This window comes from Lysinibacillus sp. NPDC095746 (assembly GCF_044763535.1).
Taxonomy (GTDB): domain Bacteria; phylum Bacillota; class Bacilli; order Bacillales_A; family Planococcaceae; genus Lysinibacillus.
On record NZ_JBIWGL010000003.1, the window covers coordinates 79,106 to 94,504 of the forward strand.

Annotated in this window: 17 protein-coding genes; 4 read left to right on the forward strand and 13 right to left on the reverse strand. The window is 38.0% G+C overall.

From position 1 onward, the window contains the following. Window positions 1-3: 3 nt before the first annotated feature. Window positions 4-267 carry a YlmC/YmxH family sporulation protein gene (locus ACIQ7N_RS03425; protein WP_132357391.1) on the reverse strand — a complete coding sequence of 88 codons (264 nt, stop codon included), beginning with the start codon at window positions 265-267 and terminating at the stop codon, window positions 4-6. Between the two features lie 143 nt (window positions 268-410). On the opposite strand from ACIQ7N_RS03425, the gene ACIQ7N_RS03430 reads away from it, so the two are divergent. The 4 genes from ACIQ7N_RS03430 to ACIQ7N_RS03445 are packed head-to-tail and all read left to right on the forward strand — an operon-like array spanning window position 411 to window position 2,883. Continuing rightward, window positions 411-788 carry a GntR family transcriptional regulator gene (locus tag ACIQ7N_RS03430; protein WP_142507427.1) on the forward strand — a complete coding sequence of 126 codons (378 nt, stop codon included), beginning with the start codon at window positions 411-413 and terminating at the stop codon, window positions 786-788. Next, on the forward strand, window positions 789-1,631 hold the full coding sequence (locus ACIQ7N_RS03435) for an ABC transporter ATP-binding protein (protein WP_402930333.1): 843 nt from the start codon (window positions 789-791) through the stop codon (window positions 1,629-1,631). It begins immediately after the preceding gene. A gap of 2 nt (window positions 1,632-1,633) precedes the next feature. Next, window positions 1,634-2,260 (forward strand): ABC-2 transporter permease, encoded by a 627-nt coding sequence (locus ACIQ7N_RS03440; RefSeq protein ID WP_402930334.1) that lies wholly within the window; start codon window positions 1,634-1,636, stop codon window positions 2,258-2,260. Window positions 2,261-2,274: 14 nt separating this feature from the next. Further along, window positions 2,275-2,883, forward strand: coding sequence for an ABC-2 transporter permease (locus ACIQ7N_RS03445; RefSeq protein WP_402930336.1), 609 nt, complete (start codon window positions 2,275-2,277; stop codon window positions 2,881-2,883). A gap of 45 nt (window positions 2,884-2,928) precedes the next feature. Here the strand turns inward: ACIQ7N_RS03445 and ACIQ7N_RS03450 are convergent, their stop codons facing one another. From ACIQ7N_RS03450 to rimP, 12 genes are all read right to left on the reverse strand, one after another. Then, window positions 2,929-4,152, reverse strand: coding sequence for a M16 family metallopeptidase (locus ACIQ7N_RS03450; protein ID WP_402930338.1), 1,224 nt, complete (start codon window positions 4,150-4,152; stop codon window positions 2,929-2,931). A gap of 346 nt (window positions 4,153-4,498) precedes the next feature. After that, a complete protein-coding gene (gene pnp, locus ACIQ7N_RS03455; RefSeq protein ID WP_402930339.1) occupies window positions 4,499-6,613 on the reverse strand; it encodes a polyribonucleotide nucleotidyltransferase in 2,115 nt (704 codons plus the stop codon). A 285-nt stretch (window positions 6,614-6,898) separates the two neighbouring features. After that, entirely contained in the window at window positions 6,899-7,168 is a 270-nt protein-coding gene (gene rpsO / locus ACIQ7N_RS03460; RefSeq protein WP_068983113.1) for a 30S ribosomal protein S15, read from the reverse strand. 283 nt (window positions 7,169-7,451) lie between these two features. Next, window positions 7,452-8,408 carry a riboflavin biosynthesis protein RibF gene (gene ribF, locus ACIQ7N_RS03465; protein WP_402930341.1) on the reverse strand — a complete coding sequence of 319 codons (957 nt, stop codon included), beginning with the start codon at window positions 8,406-8,408 and terminating at the stop codon, window positions 7,452-7,454. Window positions 8,409-8,421: 13 nt separating this feature from the next. Then, on the reverse strand, window positions 8,422-9,333 hold the full coding sequence (gene truB / locus ACIQ7N_RS03470) for a tRNA pseudouridine(55) synthase TruB (protein ID WP_402930342.1): 912 nt from the start codon (window positions 9,331-9,333) through the stop codon (window positions 8,422-8,424). 670 nt (window positions 9,334-10,003) lie between these two features. Further along, window positions 10,004-10,345, reverse strand: coding sequence for a 30S ribosome-binding factor RbfA (gene rbfA, locus ACIQ7N_RS03475; protein ID WP_402930343.1), 342 nt, complete (start codon window positions 10,343-10,345; stop codon window positions 10,004-10,006). Between the two features lie 104 nt (window positions 10,346-10,449). After that, window positions 10,450-10,728, reverse strand: a complete 279-nt coding sequence (locus tag ACIQ7N_RS03480; RefSeq protein ID WP_248718208.1) for a DUF503 domain-containing protein — start codon at window positions 10,726-10,728, stop codon at window positions 10,450-10,452. Then, window positions 10,728-12,980, reverse strand: coding sequence for a translation initiation factor IF-2 (gene infB, locus ACIQ7N_RS03485; protein ID WP_132357401.1), 2,253 nt, complete (start codon window positions 12,978-12,980; stop codon window positions 10,728-10,730). The genes ACIQ7N_RS03480 and infB overlap by 1 nt, the downstream gene beginning before the upstream one ends. Window positions 12,981-12,994: 14 nt before the next feature. Beyond that, a complete protein-coding gene (locus tag ACIQ7N_RS03490; RefSeq protein WP_371873301.1) occupies window positions 12,995-13,306 on the reverse strand; it encodes a YlxQ family RNA-binding protein in 312 nt (103 codons plus the stop codon). After that, window positions 13,303-13,581 (reverse strand): RNase P modulator RnpM, encoded by a 279-nt coding sequence (gene rnpM / locus ACIQ7N_RS03495; RefSeq protein ID WP_053594244.1) that lies wholly within the window; start codon window positions 13,579-13,581, stop codon window positions 13,303-13,305. The genes ACIQ7N_RS03490 and rnpM overlap by 4 nt, the downstream gene beginning before the upstream one ends. A 157-nt stretch (window positions 13,582-13,738) precedes the next feature. Beyond that, complete coding sequence (gene nusA, locus ACIQ7N_RS03500; protein WP_132357402.1) at window positions 13,739-14,878, reverse strand: transcription termination factor NusA; 1,140 nt, start codon at window positions 14,876-14,878, stop codon at window positions 13,739-13,741. Between the two features lie 31 nt (window positions 14,879-14,909). After that, window positions 14,910-15,380 (reverse strand): ribosome maturation factor RimP, encoded by a 471-nt coding sequence (gene rimP / locus ACIQ7N_RS03505; RefSeq protein ID WP_132357403.1) that lies wholly within the window; start codon window positions 15,378-15,380, stop codon window positions 14,910-14,912. Between the last annotated feature and the right edge of the window lie 19 nt (window positions 15,381-15,399).

A 15,399-nucleotide genomic window follows, 5' to 3' on the forward strand; every position in this document is an offset into this window, starting at 1 on the left:
ACCTCACTGTAAAAATTCTGACTGTACCGTCGTTGTTTTGTTAAATAAAATTCGATCTTCTCCAATTAGTATAATTTCATGCCAAGGTATCATTTCACTAACTTTTACTTTCTTTTTTTGGAATGGCAATTTATCTTTAACAATCTCAAAACCATGAATTTTTCCTGTTTGCACATCTAATAGACATTCTGTATGTGCCAATATACCAAAATGTACGCCACCCTCAATTTGAATTAACTCTTTATCCACCATCTCTGATAGTAGCATGCCTCATCTCCCTCCTTGAACCGTTACCCCAATATATGCCGAGTTTTTGCAATTCGTGACCCTTACCCAAAGTATGAAAATATTGCATTTATTCACCAAACTGTGTATAGTGTGTATATACAGTTTGGTGAGGTGAGAAATTTGTGCATATTCATTTAAGCAACGCTAGTGATAAACCTATCTATGAGCAAATAACCGTACAGCTTAAGGAAGCGATACTAGCCAATAAATTACAAGCAGGTGACGCACTACCATCTATTCGTGCACTTGCAAAGGATTTAAAAATTAGCGTTATGACAACGAAGCGAGCTTATGCTGATTTAGAGCGAGATGGATTTATTGAAACAGTAGCTGGTAAAGGAAGTTTTGTTACAGAACGAAATCAGGATTTTCTGCGCGAGGAATTATTACGTCAAGTTGAAAAGCATATGCAACTGGCAGTGAAAACGGCCAAAACTGCAGGGCTGACAAAAGAGGAATTACAGGAGTTACTTTCATTAATTTTGGAGGAGGACAACTAAATGAATGCTATTGAAGTTTATGATTTACAGAAAAGCTTTGAAGGGTTTGCTCTTAATGATGTAAGTTTTTCAGTACCTCAAGGCACTGTCATGGGTTTTGTAGGAGAAAACGGTGCTGGGAAGTCTACTACAATTAAATGCATACTTAACTTACTCAAAAAAGAACATGGCGAAATTTTGCTATTTGGTAAGGATGTTGTCGAACATGAATTATCGATAAAAAACGACATCGGTGTAGTTTTTGACGATTTACATGTCCCTGAAACGCTCAATGCGACGCAGCTCGACAAATTTATGAAAAAAGTATTTAAAACATGGGATTCAGGCTATTATTTCGAACGATTAGCACAATTTAAAATTCCAGTGAGGAAGAAGGTAAAAGAATTATCTCGAGGAATGAGGATGAAGCTGTCCATTGCATTAGCCATGTCGCATCATCCAAAGCTATTAATTTTAGATGAACCTACGAGTGGGCTAGATCCAATTATTCGTGATGAAATTCTCGATTTGTTTTTAACGTTTATGCAGGATGAAACACATAGCATCCTATTTTCTTCTCATATAACAAGTGATTTAGAAAAAATAGCTGACTACATTACATTCATTCATAATGGGGAAATTTTATTTAGCGAAAGTAAAGATGTACTTATCTATGAATACGGCATATTTAAAGGAGATCATGAAGAAGTAAGTGTAATACCAGAACATGCCATTATAAGAAAACGTAATGGAACCTTTGGAACAGAAGTCTTAGTACTAAAAAATGAAGTAAATGAGGTATTCTCCCTTGAAAAGCCATCTATAGAAGATATCATGCTATTTTATGTGAAAGGTAGTGTTTAAACATGGCAGGTCTTATCTTAAAAGATTTAATGACGATTCAACGTCAACTAAAAACACAGGCTTTCGTGCTAATTTTTTTCCTATTTATATCAATTTTTATGGAACAAGGGTTAATGCTCTTTACAATAATTATATTTATCGTGACCTTTCAAACTATAACTGCTCTTACCTATGATGAACAAAGCAGTTGGGATAAATATGCAAATACTTTACCCATTTCAAAAGGGGACATAGTACTCAGTAAATATATACTTAGTATCCTCCTTATGCTTTTTGGGCTTATAATCGCACTACCGATTGTCTTTATTATTCATCGTTTTACGAATAACTGGGCATCAGCAGCGTTTTTTCCAACATTTAATCTTCTTGTGACATTAGCCTTTTGTATACTTGCGCTTTTATTACCGATCTACATTAAATTCGGTTCGATAAAGGGAAGAATGGTTCTTATTGTTCTTTGCTTCGTACCTGGTTTCTTATTTGGTCTTTTAAAAGAGTATTTTCCAGATATGACAGTCATTTTATCCAACTTAAAACAGTTTATGTTTTTTGCTCCTTTTGCTGGACTTTTAATTTTATGGTTGTCCTCTCTCATTTCAACCGCAATTTATCAACACAAAGAATTCTAGGAGGGAAAGAGTCAATGCAGGCTTTACTTTTACAAAGAATAATGATCCAAAAATGGTCCATTCTCTTTGCAGTTCTTATTTGTACAATCATAAGTTATATGGAAATACCTTTTTTAGATAATCCCGCAATAGTAATATTTGCGGCAGTTTTTTCTGCTTCCATTGTGGAAGGAATCTATAAGGACGATCAAAAAGTAAATTGGGAATTGTTTGTGAATAGTCTACCTTTGACAAGAAAAACACAGCTACAAGCTGATTTTCTATATTGTCACTGCATCGTGATGCTACTTTTTGTTGTAATAGCACCTACTTATTTTTCACAAACAGCAGCTGATAATAATTTTCCGGAGCATTTTGCCATGTACTTCGCCTATATTAGCAGTGCTTCCTTACTCATCTCCATCCAGTTTTATATCCATCATCTAGAAAAGCGGATGCGTTATTTCAGAATGATAATAGCCATCTTCCTTATTTTTATAATTAATTTCCCTATTCATTACTATTTATCTCAAATAGCCGAAAATTTGATCATTATGTTAATTCCTACACTTATAAGTTTACTCATTAGTAATTTTATTTTTCGTCAAAGCCATACGTTATATTTAGCAAGAGAGGTTTTTTAAAGCAACACAATCGAGAAAAGGTTGCCTATTAACGGCAACCTTGTTTTAATCTTCGGGACCGATAATTGAAATAGCTGGTTCAGCTTTCAAAATTTTAGCGATTAAGCGATCGATCGATTCCATTGAGACAGCATCAATTGACGCTAATACTTCATCTACTGAACGATGTTTACGATGTACTAACTCACTTGTACCGTTGCGATTCATACGAGCACCTGTCCCCTCTAGACCGAGTACAAAACTACCTTTAAGCTGTTCCTTCGCATTCATAAGTTCTTCCTCTGTCACGCCACCTGCTACGATATCAAGTAATGTCGCATCAATTGTGTGTTGAAGCTGTGATAATTGTTGACGACTTGTACTACCATAAATCGTAAATGCTCCAACATCCGCATAACAAGATTGGTAAGAAAATATTGAATAGGCTAAACCACGTTCTTCGCGTACTTCTTGGAACAGACGAGAGCTCATATTACCACCAATAATATTATTAAGTGCAATAAAGCTATACATATCTGGATTTTTCACACCAATTGCTGGATAAGAAATGGCCAAATGCGCTTGCTCCGTATCGCGAGTTTTTGAAATCTCTCCTGGATAAAAATGAGGATTCGAAAGCACAGGCTCTACCGCAAGTGGAGATGGCTGATATTGGCCAAATAAGTCTTCAATTGTTTGCATGAGCTTCGCAGAAATATTTCCCGCTATTGAAATAACAACTGATTCTGGACCATAATGTTTCGCCATGTAATTACGGATCATATCTGCTGTAAATGTTTTTAAAGTAGCCGCTGTTCCTAGAATTGGACGACCGAGTGCATCGTTTGGATACATGACTCCCCAAAGCTTTTCATGAACATCGTCATCCGCTGCGTCTTCACTCATTAATATTTCCTCTAGTACCACTTGTCTTTCCTTCTCTAACTCTTCCTCTGCAAACGTAGAATTAAAGAACATATCCGCTAATATTGTAACTGCAAGCTCCGCATGATGATCTAAAACCTTTGCATAATAACAAGTATTTTCCTTAGATGTAAAGGCATTTAACTCTCCACCAATTCGGTCAAATTCTTCAGCGATTTGGCGAGCTGTTCGAGTTTTTGTCCCTTTAAAAAGCATATGTTCTATAAAATGCGTAATGCCATTTTCCTCAGGAAGCTCATAACGAGATCCTGCATTAACAAAAATGCCTAGCGCAACAGATCTTACATGATCGATTTGCTCAGACACAATACGAACACCATTCTGACATGTATGTACTTGTACCAAAAAATCTCCCCCAATTTATCTCTGGTTCTACATCAAAGGCATAATGTGGGGTCATCACCAAAACGTGTGGTAGATTTCCGACTGGCGCTACAGAAAACATTTGTTGCTGTCGCTATAGAAAACATTTGTTGCTGCCGCTTCGCTTTCGCACAGATCATAGCTTTAAGTCCGATGAGCCACTTCAATCAATTTATTTACATAATATACGTTTTACCAAAAGTCATCCACGTCTTTTAGTGATGAACCATAATGTGAAGCTTCCCCAAAATTATTCCTTATAGAACCAAATTCCTTATACTTGATTTAAAAAAGGCTGCGCATTATACGCAGCCTTTTCTACAATTTATTATTTATCTTGCTCAGCGCGTTCTTTTTCCTCTTGAATCACAACTTTACGAGATAAATTCACACGACCTTGCTTGTCAATTTCAATAACTTTTACAAGTAATTGATCGCCAAGTTTTAAGACATCTTCAACTTGTTTTGTACGTTCCTCTTGAATTTCAGAGATGTGAAGTAAGCCGTCTTTCCCAGGGAATATTTCACAGAACGCACCGAATTTTTCAATACGTTTAACTGTTGATAAGTAGTACTCGCCAACTTTTGCTTCACGTACGATGTCTTCGATGATTTGTTTTGCACGAGCGTTCATTTCTTCATCTGCAGAAGAGATGTAAATTGTACCATCTTGCTCAGTATCAATTTTTACGCCAGTTTCTTCAATAATTTTATTAATTTGTTTACCACCAGGTCCGATGACATCGCGAATTTTATCAGGATTGATTTTCACGATGACAATTTTCGGTGCAAACGTAGATAATTTTTCACGTGGTTCTGCAAGAGTAGCAAGCATTGATTCTAAAATGTGCATACGGCCAATTTTAGCTTGTGTTAATGCTTCTTCTAAAATATTGCGTGATAAACCATCAATTTTAATGTCCATTTGAAGTGCTGTTACACCTTTAGCTGTACCAGCAACTTTAAAGTCCATATCTCCAAGGTGGTCTTCCATACCTTGTATATCAGTTAAAATAGAGTAATGTTCGCCTTTTTTAATAAGACCCATCGCAATACCTGCTACAGGTGCTTTTAATGGAACACCAGCATCCATCATCGCTAATGTTGAAGCACAGATAGAAGCTTGAGATGTAGAACCGTTTGACTCAAGTACTTCCGATACACAACGGATTGTATATGGGAATACAGACTCATCTGGAATAACCGCATCAAGAGCACGCTCTCCTAGTGCACCATGACCGATTTCACGACGACCTGGTCCACGAATTGGGCCAGTTTCCCCTACAGAGAATTGCGGGAAGTTATAGTGATGCATAAAGCGTTTTGATTCTTCCACACCTAAACCGTCGATAATTTGTACATCACCAAGTGCACCTAATGTACAAATAGAAAGAGCTTGTGTTTGACCACGCGTAAATAATGCTGAACCGTGAGTACGTTGTAATAAGCCTGTTTCAGAAGAAAGTGGACGGATTTCGTCTAACTTACGACCATCTGGACGAACTTTATCTTCTGTAATTTGGCGACGTACTTCGTCTTTAACCATTTTATCTAAAATTGTGTAAACTTGCTTCATTGTTACTTCATCCGCTTCTTGCTCTTCATAAGAAGCAATAACACGGTCTTTTACTGCTTGAATCGCCTCATCACGTGCATGTTTTTCTGCAGTTTGAATTGCATCATGCATGTCAGTCTCACAAGCTGCTTTTATATCTGCTTGAATCGCTTCATCAATTTCAAATAATGTTACCGGTAATTTTTCTTTCCCTACTTCTGCAACAATTTGCTCTTGGAAAGCAATAATTTTTTTGATTTCTTCATGACCGAACATAATGGCTTCTAGCATTACTTCTTCCGGTACTTCTAGTGCACCTGCTTCAACCATGTTGATAGCATCCTTGTTACCTGCTACAGATAAATGGATCGTCGATTGATTAGCTTGTTCCACTGTCGGGTTCACAATAAATTTACCGTCAATATATCCAACTTGTACACCTGCAATCGGCCCGTCGAATGGAATATCCGAGATAGCTAACGCTAATGATGAACCAACCATTGCAGCCATTTCAGACGTGCAATCCGGATCGTTAGACATAACCATTGAAATAACTTGTACTTCATTACGGAAACCATCTGGGAACATTGGACGAATTGGACGGTCAATTAAACGGCTTGCTAGTATTGCTTTTTCAGATGGACGTCCTTCACGTTTAATAAAGCCACCAGGAATTTTACCCGCTGCGTATAAACGTTCTTCGTAGTTTACTGTTAATGGGAAGAAATCAAGTGGTTTCGGTGATTTTGACATTGTTGCAGTTGAAAGTACGGATGTATCACCATAGCGTACTAATACGGCCCCATTTGCTTGTTTTGCTAACTGTCCAACTTCGATTACAAGTGGACGGCCAGCCCATTCATAGGAATAGACTTTCTTTTCGTTCATTCAATGAACCCCTCTCTATTATAAAAACACTTACTGCGTCTGTATGTACTAATAGTAAGTGTACCAAAAATGCTTGTTCTATGCTAAATATTTCATGAAATAATAATACATTTAAATTCAGTTATTGCCAATTTATTTAGGATTTATTTCTGTATTTGATTGAAACAGTGTTTTTTTGCTTAAAGTTCATATCATACATGCTTTTATCTCAATAGTAAAGCTTACCTTGTTTATGTTTATAAACATAAAGAAAAAGCGGGATTAATCCCGCTTTTCGATTGACAATTAGCGACGTAAGCCTAAACGAGTGATTAGTTCACGGTAACGTTGTACGTCAGTTTCACGTAGATATTTTAATAAGTGACGACGACGACCTACCATTTTAAGAAGACCACGCTCAGAGTGGAAATCTTTTTTGTGTGTACGTAAGTGAGCGTTTAGAGCGTTAATTTCCTCTGTTAACACTGCAACTTGTACTTCTGGAGAACCAGTGTCACTTTCGTGAGTACGGAACTCAGCAATAATTTCGTTTTTACGTTGTTTTGAAATAGCCATTTTGTATGGACCTCCTAAATAATTGTTAATCCCCATTAGCACAGTACACGTTGGAGTAATCGATATACCGAGCTAAGGATAAGCATATTATGCACTTATGAATGTTACCATAAATCAATAGGTCAAGCAAGCGTTAACATAAGTCAATTCAAATGTTAAAGCACATTTAATTTGCATTAACTCGACAAAAATGGCTCATCACTACAATGTGTGTAGTTAATTTTCGTTCCGGCTGGGAGCGTCCGATGAGCCATTTCACTCAACATAAGTCATGACGTATGTTTTAATTTTCGGCAATAAGTGTAAAATATTGAATTGCTTCCTGTTTATCTTTTTCGATTTGCGCTTTCAACGCTTCAATGCCATCGAATTTTCGTTCACTTCTTATACGTTTATACCAAGCGACATGCACTTCTTCACCGTAAATATTTTTTTCGAAGTTTAATATATGGACTTCGATGGATAATTGTTTGTCGTTCGGATCTTTAAATGTTGGTTTATAGCCTACATTACATACACCATCATACCAGTTATTTTGTACAAGTACTCGAACCGCATATACACCGCTTGCTGGAATATAAGTTCCCTCTAACGCTTGGACATTTGCAGTTGGGAAACCTATTGTGCGTCCTCGCTTATCACCATGTACAACGATTCCCGTAACTTCAAATGGACGTCCTAGGAGTAATCTTGCTTCCTCCATATCTCCCTCTTGCAAAAGTTTACGGATACGTGTAGAGCTAATTTTTTCAATATCATCAGTTTTCTTTTCAACAACCGTTACGCCGTAATCTCCATTACTCAATGCACGCATTTCTTCCATTGTACCTTTCCCAAATGCACCAAAAGAATAATCAAAGCCTGCTGTAACATGTTGAATGTTCAACCCACGAATAAATGTATCAATAAATGCATCAGGTGAAAGCTTTGCAAAATCAGATGTGAAATGCACAACAAATACTGTATCAACACCCTGTTCTTCAAAAAGCTGCAATTTTTGCTGTAATAACGTTATATAAAATACTTTTTCATTACGTCCGCCAAGCACTAAAGAAGGATGTGGATCGAATGTCATAACAGCCGTTGGAATTTGACGCTTGTCTCCTTCTTCTTTCGCTGCCTTAATAACTGCCTGATGCCCTCTATGTACACCATCAAAAAAACCAAGTGCCAATGAATATGGCTGCATGATTTCTCGTTGCTGTAGTTGGTGTGGGTATTTTAAATGAATGACCTCCATACTAAAAATCCTCCTACTCTATCGTCGGAAACATCTTATGTGGCTTCATAAACCCTTCCTTTGTAGGATGGGCATGATAGACCGCAATTGCTTTCCCACTAATTCCAAAAACAATTTTATCATGTATCTTTAATAATGCATCTGCGGGAAGCACTTGTCCATTGAAAATTTCTTTTTCATTTGCGGAAGTGATCTCCATATATGGATAATCTGTTAATGCATACTCAACTGGTAAAATGCATGTATCAATTTGTTCACCTTCCATCAGTTCAGCAACTTGTGCCAACGTAAAGCAATTCTCTTGCGTAAATGTACCTGAGGCTGTCCGTACGAGCTCTTTCATGTGTGCTGGATAGCCAAGTGCCGCTCCGATTTGCACAGCTAGTGTTCGAATATACGTCCCTTTACTACACGCTATACGTACTGGGAATGTAATTTCTTGCCCTTCATATATTTCTACATCATCTAGTAGTTCTAATGCATAAATGGTAACTTGACGTGTAGGTCTTTCGACAATTTCGCCTTTTCGAGCATATTCATAGAGACGTTTACCATTTACTTTGACAGCTGAAAACATCGGTGGCGTTTGTTGAATAACACCTGTTAGCGATGCTAAAACTTCTTGCAATTGAGTACGTGTGAACTTTTTAGCCGTTCTATCTTGCTCAACCGTTTCTCCTTCTGCATCCTCCGTTGTCGTTGTACGGCCAATTGAAATAACAGCTTCATAGGTTTTCCCTGCATCAGTTAAGTATTCTGCGATGCGTGTTGCTTGACCAATACAAATGGGAAGAACTCCCTCAACACCTGGATCAAGTGTGCCTGTATGGCCAACTTTTTTAGTACGTAAAATTTTTCGTAATTTAAAAACGCAATCATGACTTGTCATGCCACGTTCTTTCCAAAGCGGTAAAATACCGTTCATAAATTTCCTCCTAAAATCAATTCATTTTTAGCAATTTTGATCTTCGTTAGATTTTCATCACTTTTAGGTTCATCACCAAAACGTGTGGTTGATTTCCGTTCCGACTGGGCGCTTTGTTGCTGCCGCTTCGCTTTCGCACAGAAAAAACATTTGTTGCTGCCGCTTCGCTTTCGCACAGAAAAAACATTTGTTGCTGCCGCTTCGCTTTCGCACAGTCAAAACATTTGGTGCTGCCGCTTCGCTTTCGCTACAGAAAACATTTGGTGCTGCCGCTACGTTAACACTACGCTTTCGCACAGAAAACATCCGCTTCGCTGCAGGGTCTCGGGCCAACACGATGTTGGTCATGAAGGCGTTATCACAGGATGTGATGCTTTTAGCCTTCGTTCCTCTATTGCTAATCCCCAAGGAGGCGCCCAGTCTCACACTCCAATCAACTTATTTACATAGTATATGTTTTAACAATTGTCATCCACGACTTTTGAGGATAAATCCACTTTTAAGATAGAAGTGGATGCCTGACACACCTACCGAAAAAAACTGGCGGGCGGTCGCCAAAACATATAGGTAAGCTCTGCACGAAAGCTGAGCCAAAAAAAGTGTTACATTCTAATGAATGTAAAAAGTCTGCCTGCATGAACATGCATAGGCAGACTTTTTTAAGTTAAGCTTATTCTTCGTTTAAACCACGTAGCAATGAATCAATACGGTTACCATATTCAATCGATGAATCGAATTCAAAGATTAGTTCTGGTGTACGACGTAAACGGATTCGTGACCCGATTTCTGAACGAATGAAACCAGAAGCCTTTAATAAAGCTTTTAATGTTTCCTCTTTTTCACGTTCATTGCCTAGAGTTGTAATATAAATTGTCGCTTGTTGTAAATCACCTGTCACTTCAACACCAGTAACAGTAACGAAACCAACACGCGGATCTTTTATTTTACGTCCAATAATATCACCGAGTTCTTTTTTCATTTGCTCAGCGACACGGTTTGAGCGTAGAGACATAGTTTGTCACCTCAATTTCGATGTACAGAAAGTTATGTCTTCACTTGCACATATAGTTACATACAAGGTATGGCTAAATCATACAACACAACTTTTAATGTTACTTATAAATAGTCTCGCCACACATTTAACTGTTCCCAAGCCGGATTTGACTGTAAGTAGTGCAGCGCGTGATTCATTTCACGCTCGGCTGCTTCTTTTGAAGAAGAAACAGCAACAAGCGCTAATTTCGTGCGCTGCCATACATTTTGATGGTCAACTTCCGCAATGGATACATTAAATTTTTGCTTTGTGCGGGTAAGCATACGCTGTAAGACAGCACGTTTTTCCTTCAACGAATGGGCAGTTTGAATCATAAATTCAACCTCTGCATAAACAATCATTAAACGCGTTTAACTTCTTCCATAATATAGGCTTCAATAATGTCGCCTTCTTTAATATCGTTGAAGTTTGTAATTGTAATACCACATTCGTAACCTTTGGCAACTTCTTTTACTTCATCTTTGAAACGTTTAAGTGTATCTAATTCACCTTCAAAAATTACTACATTGTCGCGGATTACACGTACGCCAGAATCACGAGTTACTTTACCTTCTGTTACGTATGAACCAGCAATTGTACCAACTTTTGATACTTTAATTGTTTGGCGAACTTCTGCTTGACCAATAATTTTTTCTACGAATTCTGGATCAAGCATACCTTTCATTGCTTGTTCAATTTCCTCAATCACTTTATAGATAATGCGGTGTAGACGAATATCTACGCCTTCTTCTTCTGCTGCTCGTTTTGCATTGATATCTGGACGAACATTGAAGCCAATAACAATTGCATTTGAAGCTGCTGCAAGAGAAATATCTGATTCTGTAATCGCTCCAGCGCCAGTGTGAATAATTTTCACGTTTACGCCTTCTACATCAATTTTCATTAATGATGCAGCCATAGCTTCTACAGTACCTTGAACGTCAGCTTTTACAATTAAGTTAAGCTCTTTCATTTCACCTTGACTCATTTGTTCGAATAGGTTATCAAGCGTTACACGTTGTTTTTCTGAGCGTTGTGCTTGAATCGCTGACATTGCACGAGTTTCACCAACTTGGCGTGCTGTTTTTTCGTCTTCAAAGACAACGAAACGGTCGCCAGCTTGTGGTACTTCATTTAAACCTGTGATTTCTACTGGCGTTGATGGTCCAGCTTCTTTCACACGACGTCCTTTATCGTTTACCATAGCACGTACTCGCCCAAAAGTATGGCCGACAACAATTGGATCCCCAACTTTTAATGTTCCATCTTGTACTAAAAGTGTTGCAACAGAGCCTCGACCTTTATCTAGCTGTGCTTCAATTACTGTACCAAGTGCTAGACGATTAGGGTTTGCTTTTAATTCTCCCACTTCAGCAACAAGTAAAATCATTTCAAGTAATGTGTCGATACCTTCACCTTTTAATGCAGAGATTGGTACGAAAATTGTTTCGCCACCCCAAGCTTCAGGAACTAGGCCATGCTCTGTTAACTCTTGCATTACACGGTCTGGATTAGCTGAAGGTTTATCCATTTTATTGACTGCAACAATAATAGGTACTTCCGCCGCTTTTGCGTGGTTAATCGCTTCTACAGTTTGTGGCATTACGCCATCATCCGCAGCTACTACTAAAATCGTTAAGTCCGTTACTTTAGCACCGCGCGCACGCATCGTTGTAAAAGCAGCGTGTCCTGGTGTATCTAGGAACGAAATCTTTTTGTCGCCTTCAGTTACTTGATAAGCACCGATATGCTGAGTAATACCTCCAGCCTCACCAGCTGTAACCTTAGTATTGCGAATAGAGTCTAACAATGTAGTTTTACCATGGTCAACGTGACCCATAATTGTTACTACAGGAGGACGTTCTGATAAGTCCGCTTCGTTTACTTCTTCTGTTTGTTCGAAGTGTGTTTCTAAATCCGTAATATCTACACGAATTTCTTCTTCAACTTCTACACCATAGTCTGCGCAAATTAATTCAATTGCATCCTTATCTAATTCTTGGTTAATTGTTGCCATTACACCAAGCATAAATAATTTTTTAATAATTTCTGATGGCTCACGGTGTAATTTTTTAGCTAATTCCGCTACAGAAAGTGATTCAACAAACGTAATTTTTTCTGGTAATTCCTTTTGTTTCACTGGTTGACTTGGCTGATGTGTTTTTGGATGGCGACGTTTCCCGCCATGAATTCCTGGTTTTGGACGTTGGTTGTAACCTCCGCCACCTCTACGATTATTATTATTATTGTTATTATTATTATTTGTCATATTTCGATTTTGACTACCTTTTGTATTCTTAGATTTTTCGTTAGACGAATTTGAGTTTTGATGCGTTTGTTGCTGATTATTGGCCTTAGGCTTGGAAGTAGCAGATTGCTGCTTTTGCCCATCTTGCTTTTTCACCGATTGCTGTGATTTTTGCGAAACATTTTGAGTAGGTTGCTTCGCGTCTGTTTTCGTTTTAAATGTTTGGTTTAACTTTGACACTACGTCTTTTTCTAACATTGACATATGGTTTGTTACGCTAACATTTAAATTATTTAGTGCTTCAATAACCTCTTTACTCGTTTTATTCACTTGTTTCGCATATTCATGAACTCTGATTTTGGTCATCTGCTCACCCCCGATTATTTTTCGTTGAGTAGACTAGACAATTTGCTTGCAAAACCTTTATCGGTAATAGCTAAAGCCACTCGGGCCTCCTTACCTGTAGCATGTCCTAGATCATAACGATCACCAATTACATGATACTCAACGTTGTAATACGTGCATTTATCTTGAATTTTTTTGCTAGAGTTTTTAGAAGCATCGTTTGCAAGCAGTACTAGCTTAGCATTACCATTGCGGACTTCCTTTACTACTAACTCTTCTCCTGAAGTTACTTTACGGGCTCTTGCTGCTATCCCAAGCAAATTATACACCGCTTGATTATTAATCATATAATAGACTCCCTACGAATCAACAAAATAAGCTCATCGTAGATTTCTTCAGGAATTTTTACATCAAGTTGGTGTCCTAAAACATTTTTCTTACGGGCGATTTCAATCGCTTTTTCCGATTTAGAGACATAGGCACCACGTCCGGGTTTTTTTCCGGAGATATCCACACTTACCTCGCCCTCTTTCGAACGAACGACACGGATCATTTCTTTCTTTGGTAGCATTTCTCCGGTTGCTACGCATTTTCGAAGAGGTACTTTTTTATTAATAGCCATAAGAATCACCTTTCCTCTCTGAAGCTTGTCGTAAGAGGTGGACTAGCCATGCACTACATTTTAATATATTTTCAATGTAGGCTCTGCCAATATTCAGTCGACGCAGCCCAACGCCCACTGAATAATGGCAGCTAACTAGTCACACGGGCTTTCTTACTTATTCTTCGTCGTCTTGATATAAGTCAACTGTCACATCATCAAAATCACTTTCTTCATCCTCAGCAGGTATGAAAGTGCTTGTTGCAGATGGATAAATGCCTAGCTCACGAGCATCTGTCTCACTCTTAATATCAATTTTCCAGCCAGTTAGCTTAGCTGCTAAACGAGCATTTTGACCACGTTTACCAATAGCTAGTGATAGTTGATAGTCTGGCACAACAACAGTAGTAGATTTTTCTTCTTCATTGACTTGAACATCTAAAACTTTAGATGGGCTAAGCGCATTTGCTACAAATACAACTGGGTCTTCTGACCATTCAACGATATCGATTTTTTCGCCGTTTAATTCATTTACAATTGTTTGCACACGAGCGCCTTTTGCTCCTACACATGAACCTACTGGATCTACCTCTTCGTTATGTGCATAAACAGAAATTTTAGAACGATCTCCTGCTTCACGAGCAATAGATTTAATTTCTACAATACCTTCATAAATTTCAGGTACTTCCATTTCAAATAAGCGGCGTAATAAACCAGGATGTGTACGTGAAACAATAACTTGTGGTCCGCGCGTTGTACGTTCAACCTTTGTAATATAAACTTTGATGCGATCGTGTGGATGGTATGTTTCACCTTGAATTTGTTCGTTTTGTGGTAATGCAGCCTCTACTTTTCCAAGACCTACGTAAATATTACGAGCATCTAGACGCTCAACTACACCCGTCACGATATCATCTTCACGGTCCACATATTGCTCGTAAATTAAGCCGCGTTCTGCTTCGCGAACACGTTGTGTTACAACTTGTTTCGCTGTCTGTGCAGCAATACGACCAAAGTTTCGAGGTGTTACTTCCTGCTCAACCACATCTTCCAACTGGTATGCAGGATTGATAGCCTTAGCATCTTCTTCAGAAATTTGTAAACGGTCATCTTCTACTTCTTCAACAACATCTTTGCGTGAAAAGACACGAATAGAGCCCTTATCTAAATTTAAATCAACACGAACATTTTGTGCTTGATTGAAGTTGCGTTTGTAAGCTGTAACTAATGCCGCTTCTATTGCTTCAATTAACACATCTCTTGAAATTCCTTTTTGTTCTTCTAGCGCATTTAGCGCATCTAACAAATCACTACTCATTTTTGTTTTCACTCCTAAATATGCATTATGCTTAGAAATCGATGGCTAGTCGCGCCAATGCGATTTTTTCTTGTTCAATTGTTACTGTAATTTTACGCGTTTTAATGCGTACTTCCATCACTAATGTATGTTCATCGTATGACGTTAAGTAGCCTTGGAATTCCTTCATGTCCTTAATGGGCTCATAGGTTTTAACATAAATAAATTTGCCAATCGCATTTTCAAAATCAGTATCTTTTTTTAATGGACGTTCTGCTCCAGGTGAAGAAACTTCTAAATAATAGTTTTGTGTAATTGGATCATTTTCATCCAATAGCAAACTTAGTCGTTCACTAACTTGAGCACATTGTTCAATGTCAATTCCACCTTGAGGTGTATCCACATAAACACGTAAAAACCAGTTACGTCCTTCTTTTACGAACTCGACATCTACTAGCTCAAGATTTAACTCTTCAACAATCGGTTTGGCGAGCTCTTCAATTAAAGATGGTACTTTGCTCATTATTTCCTCCTGTATCTAT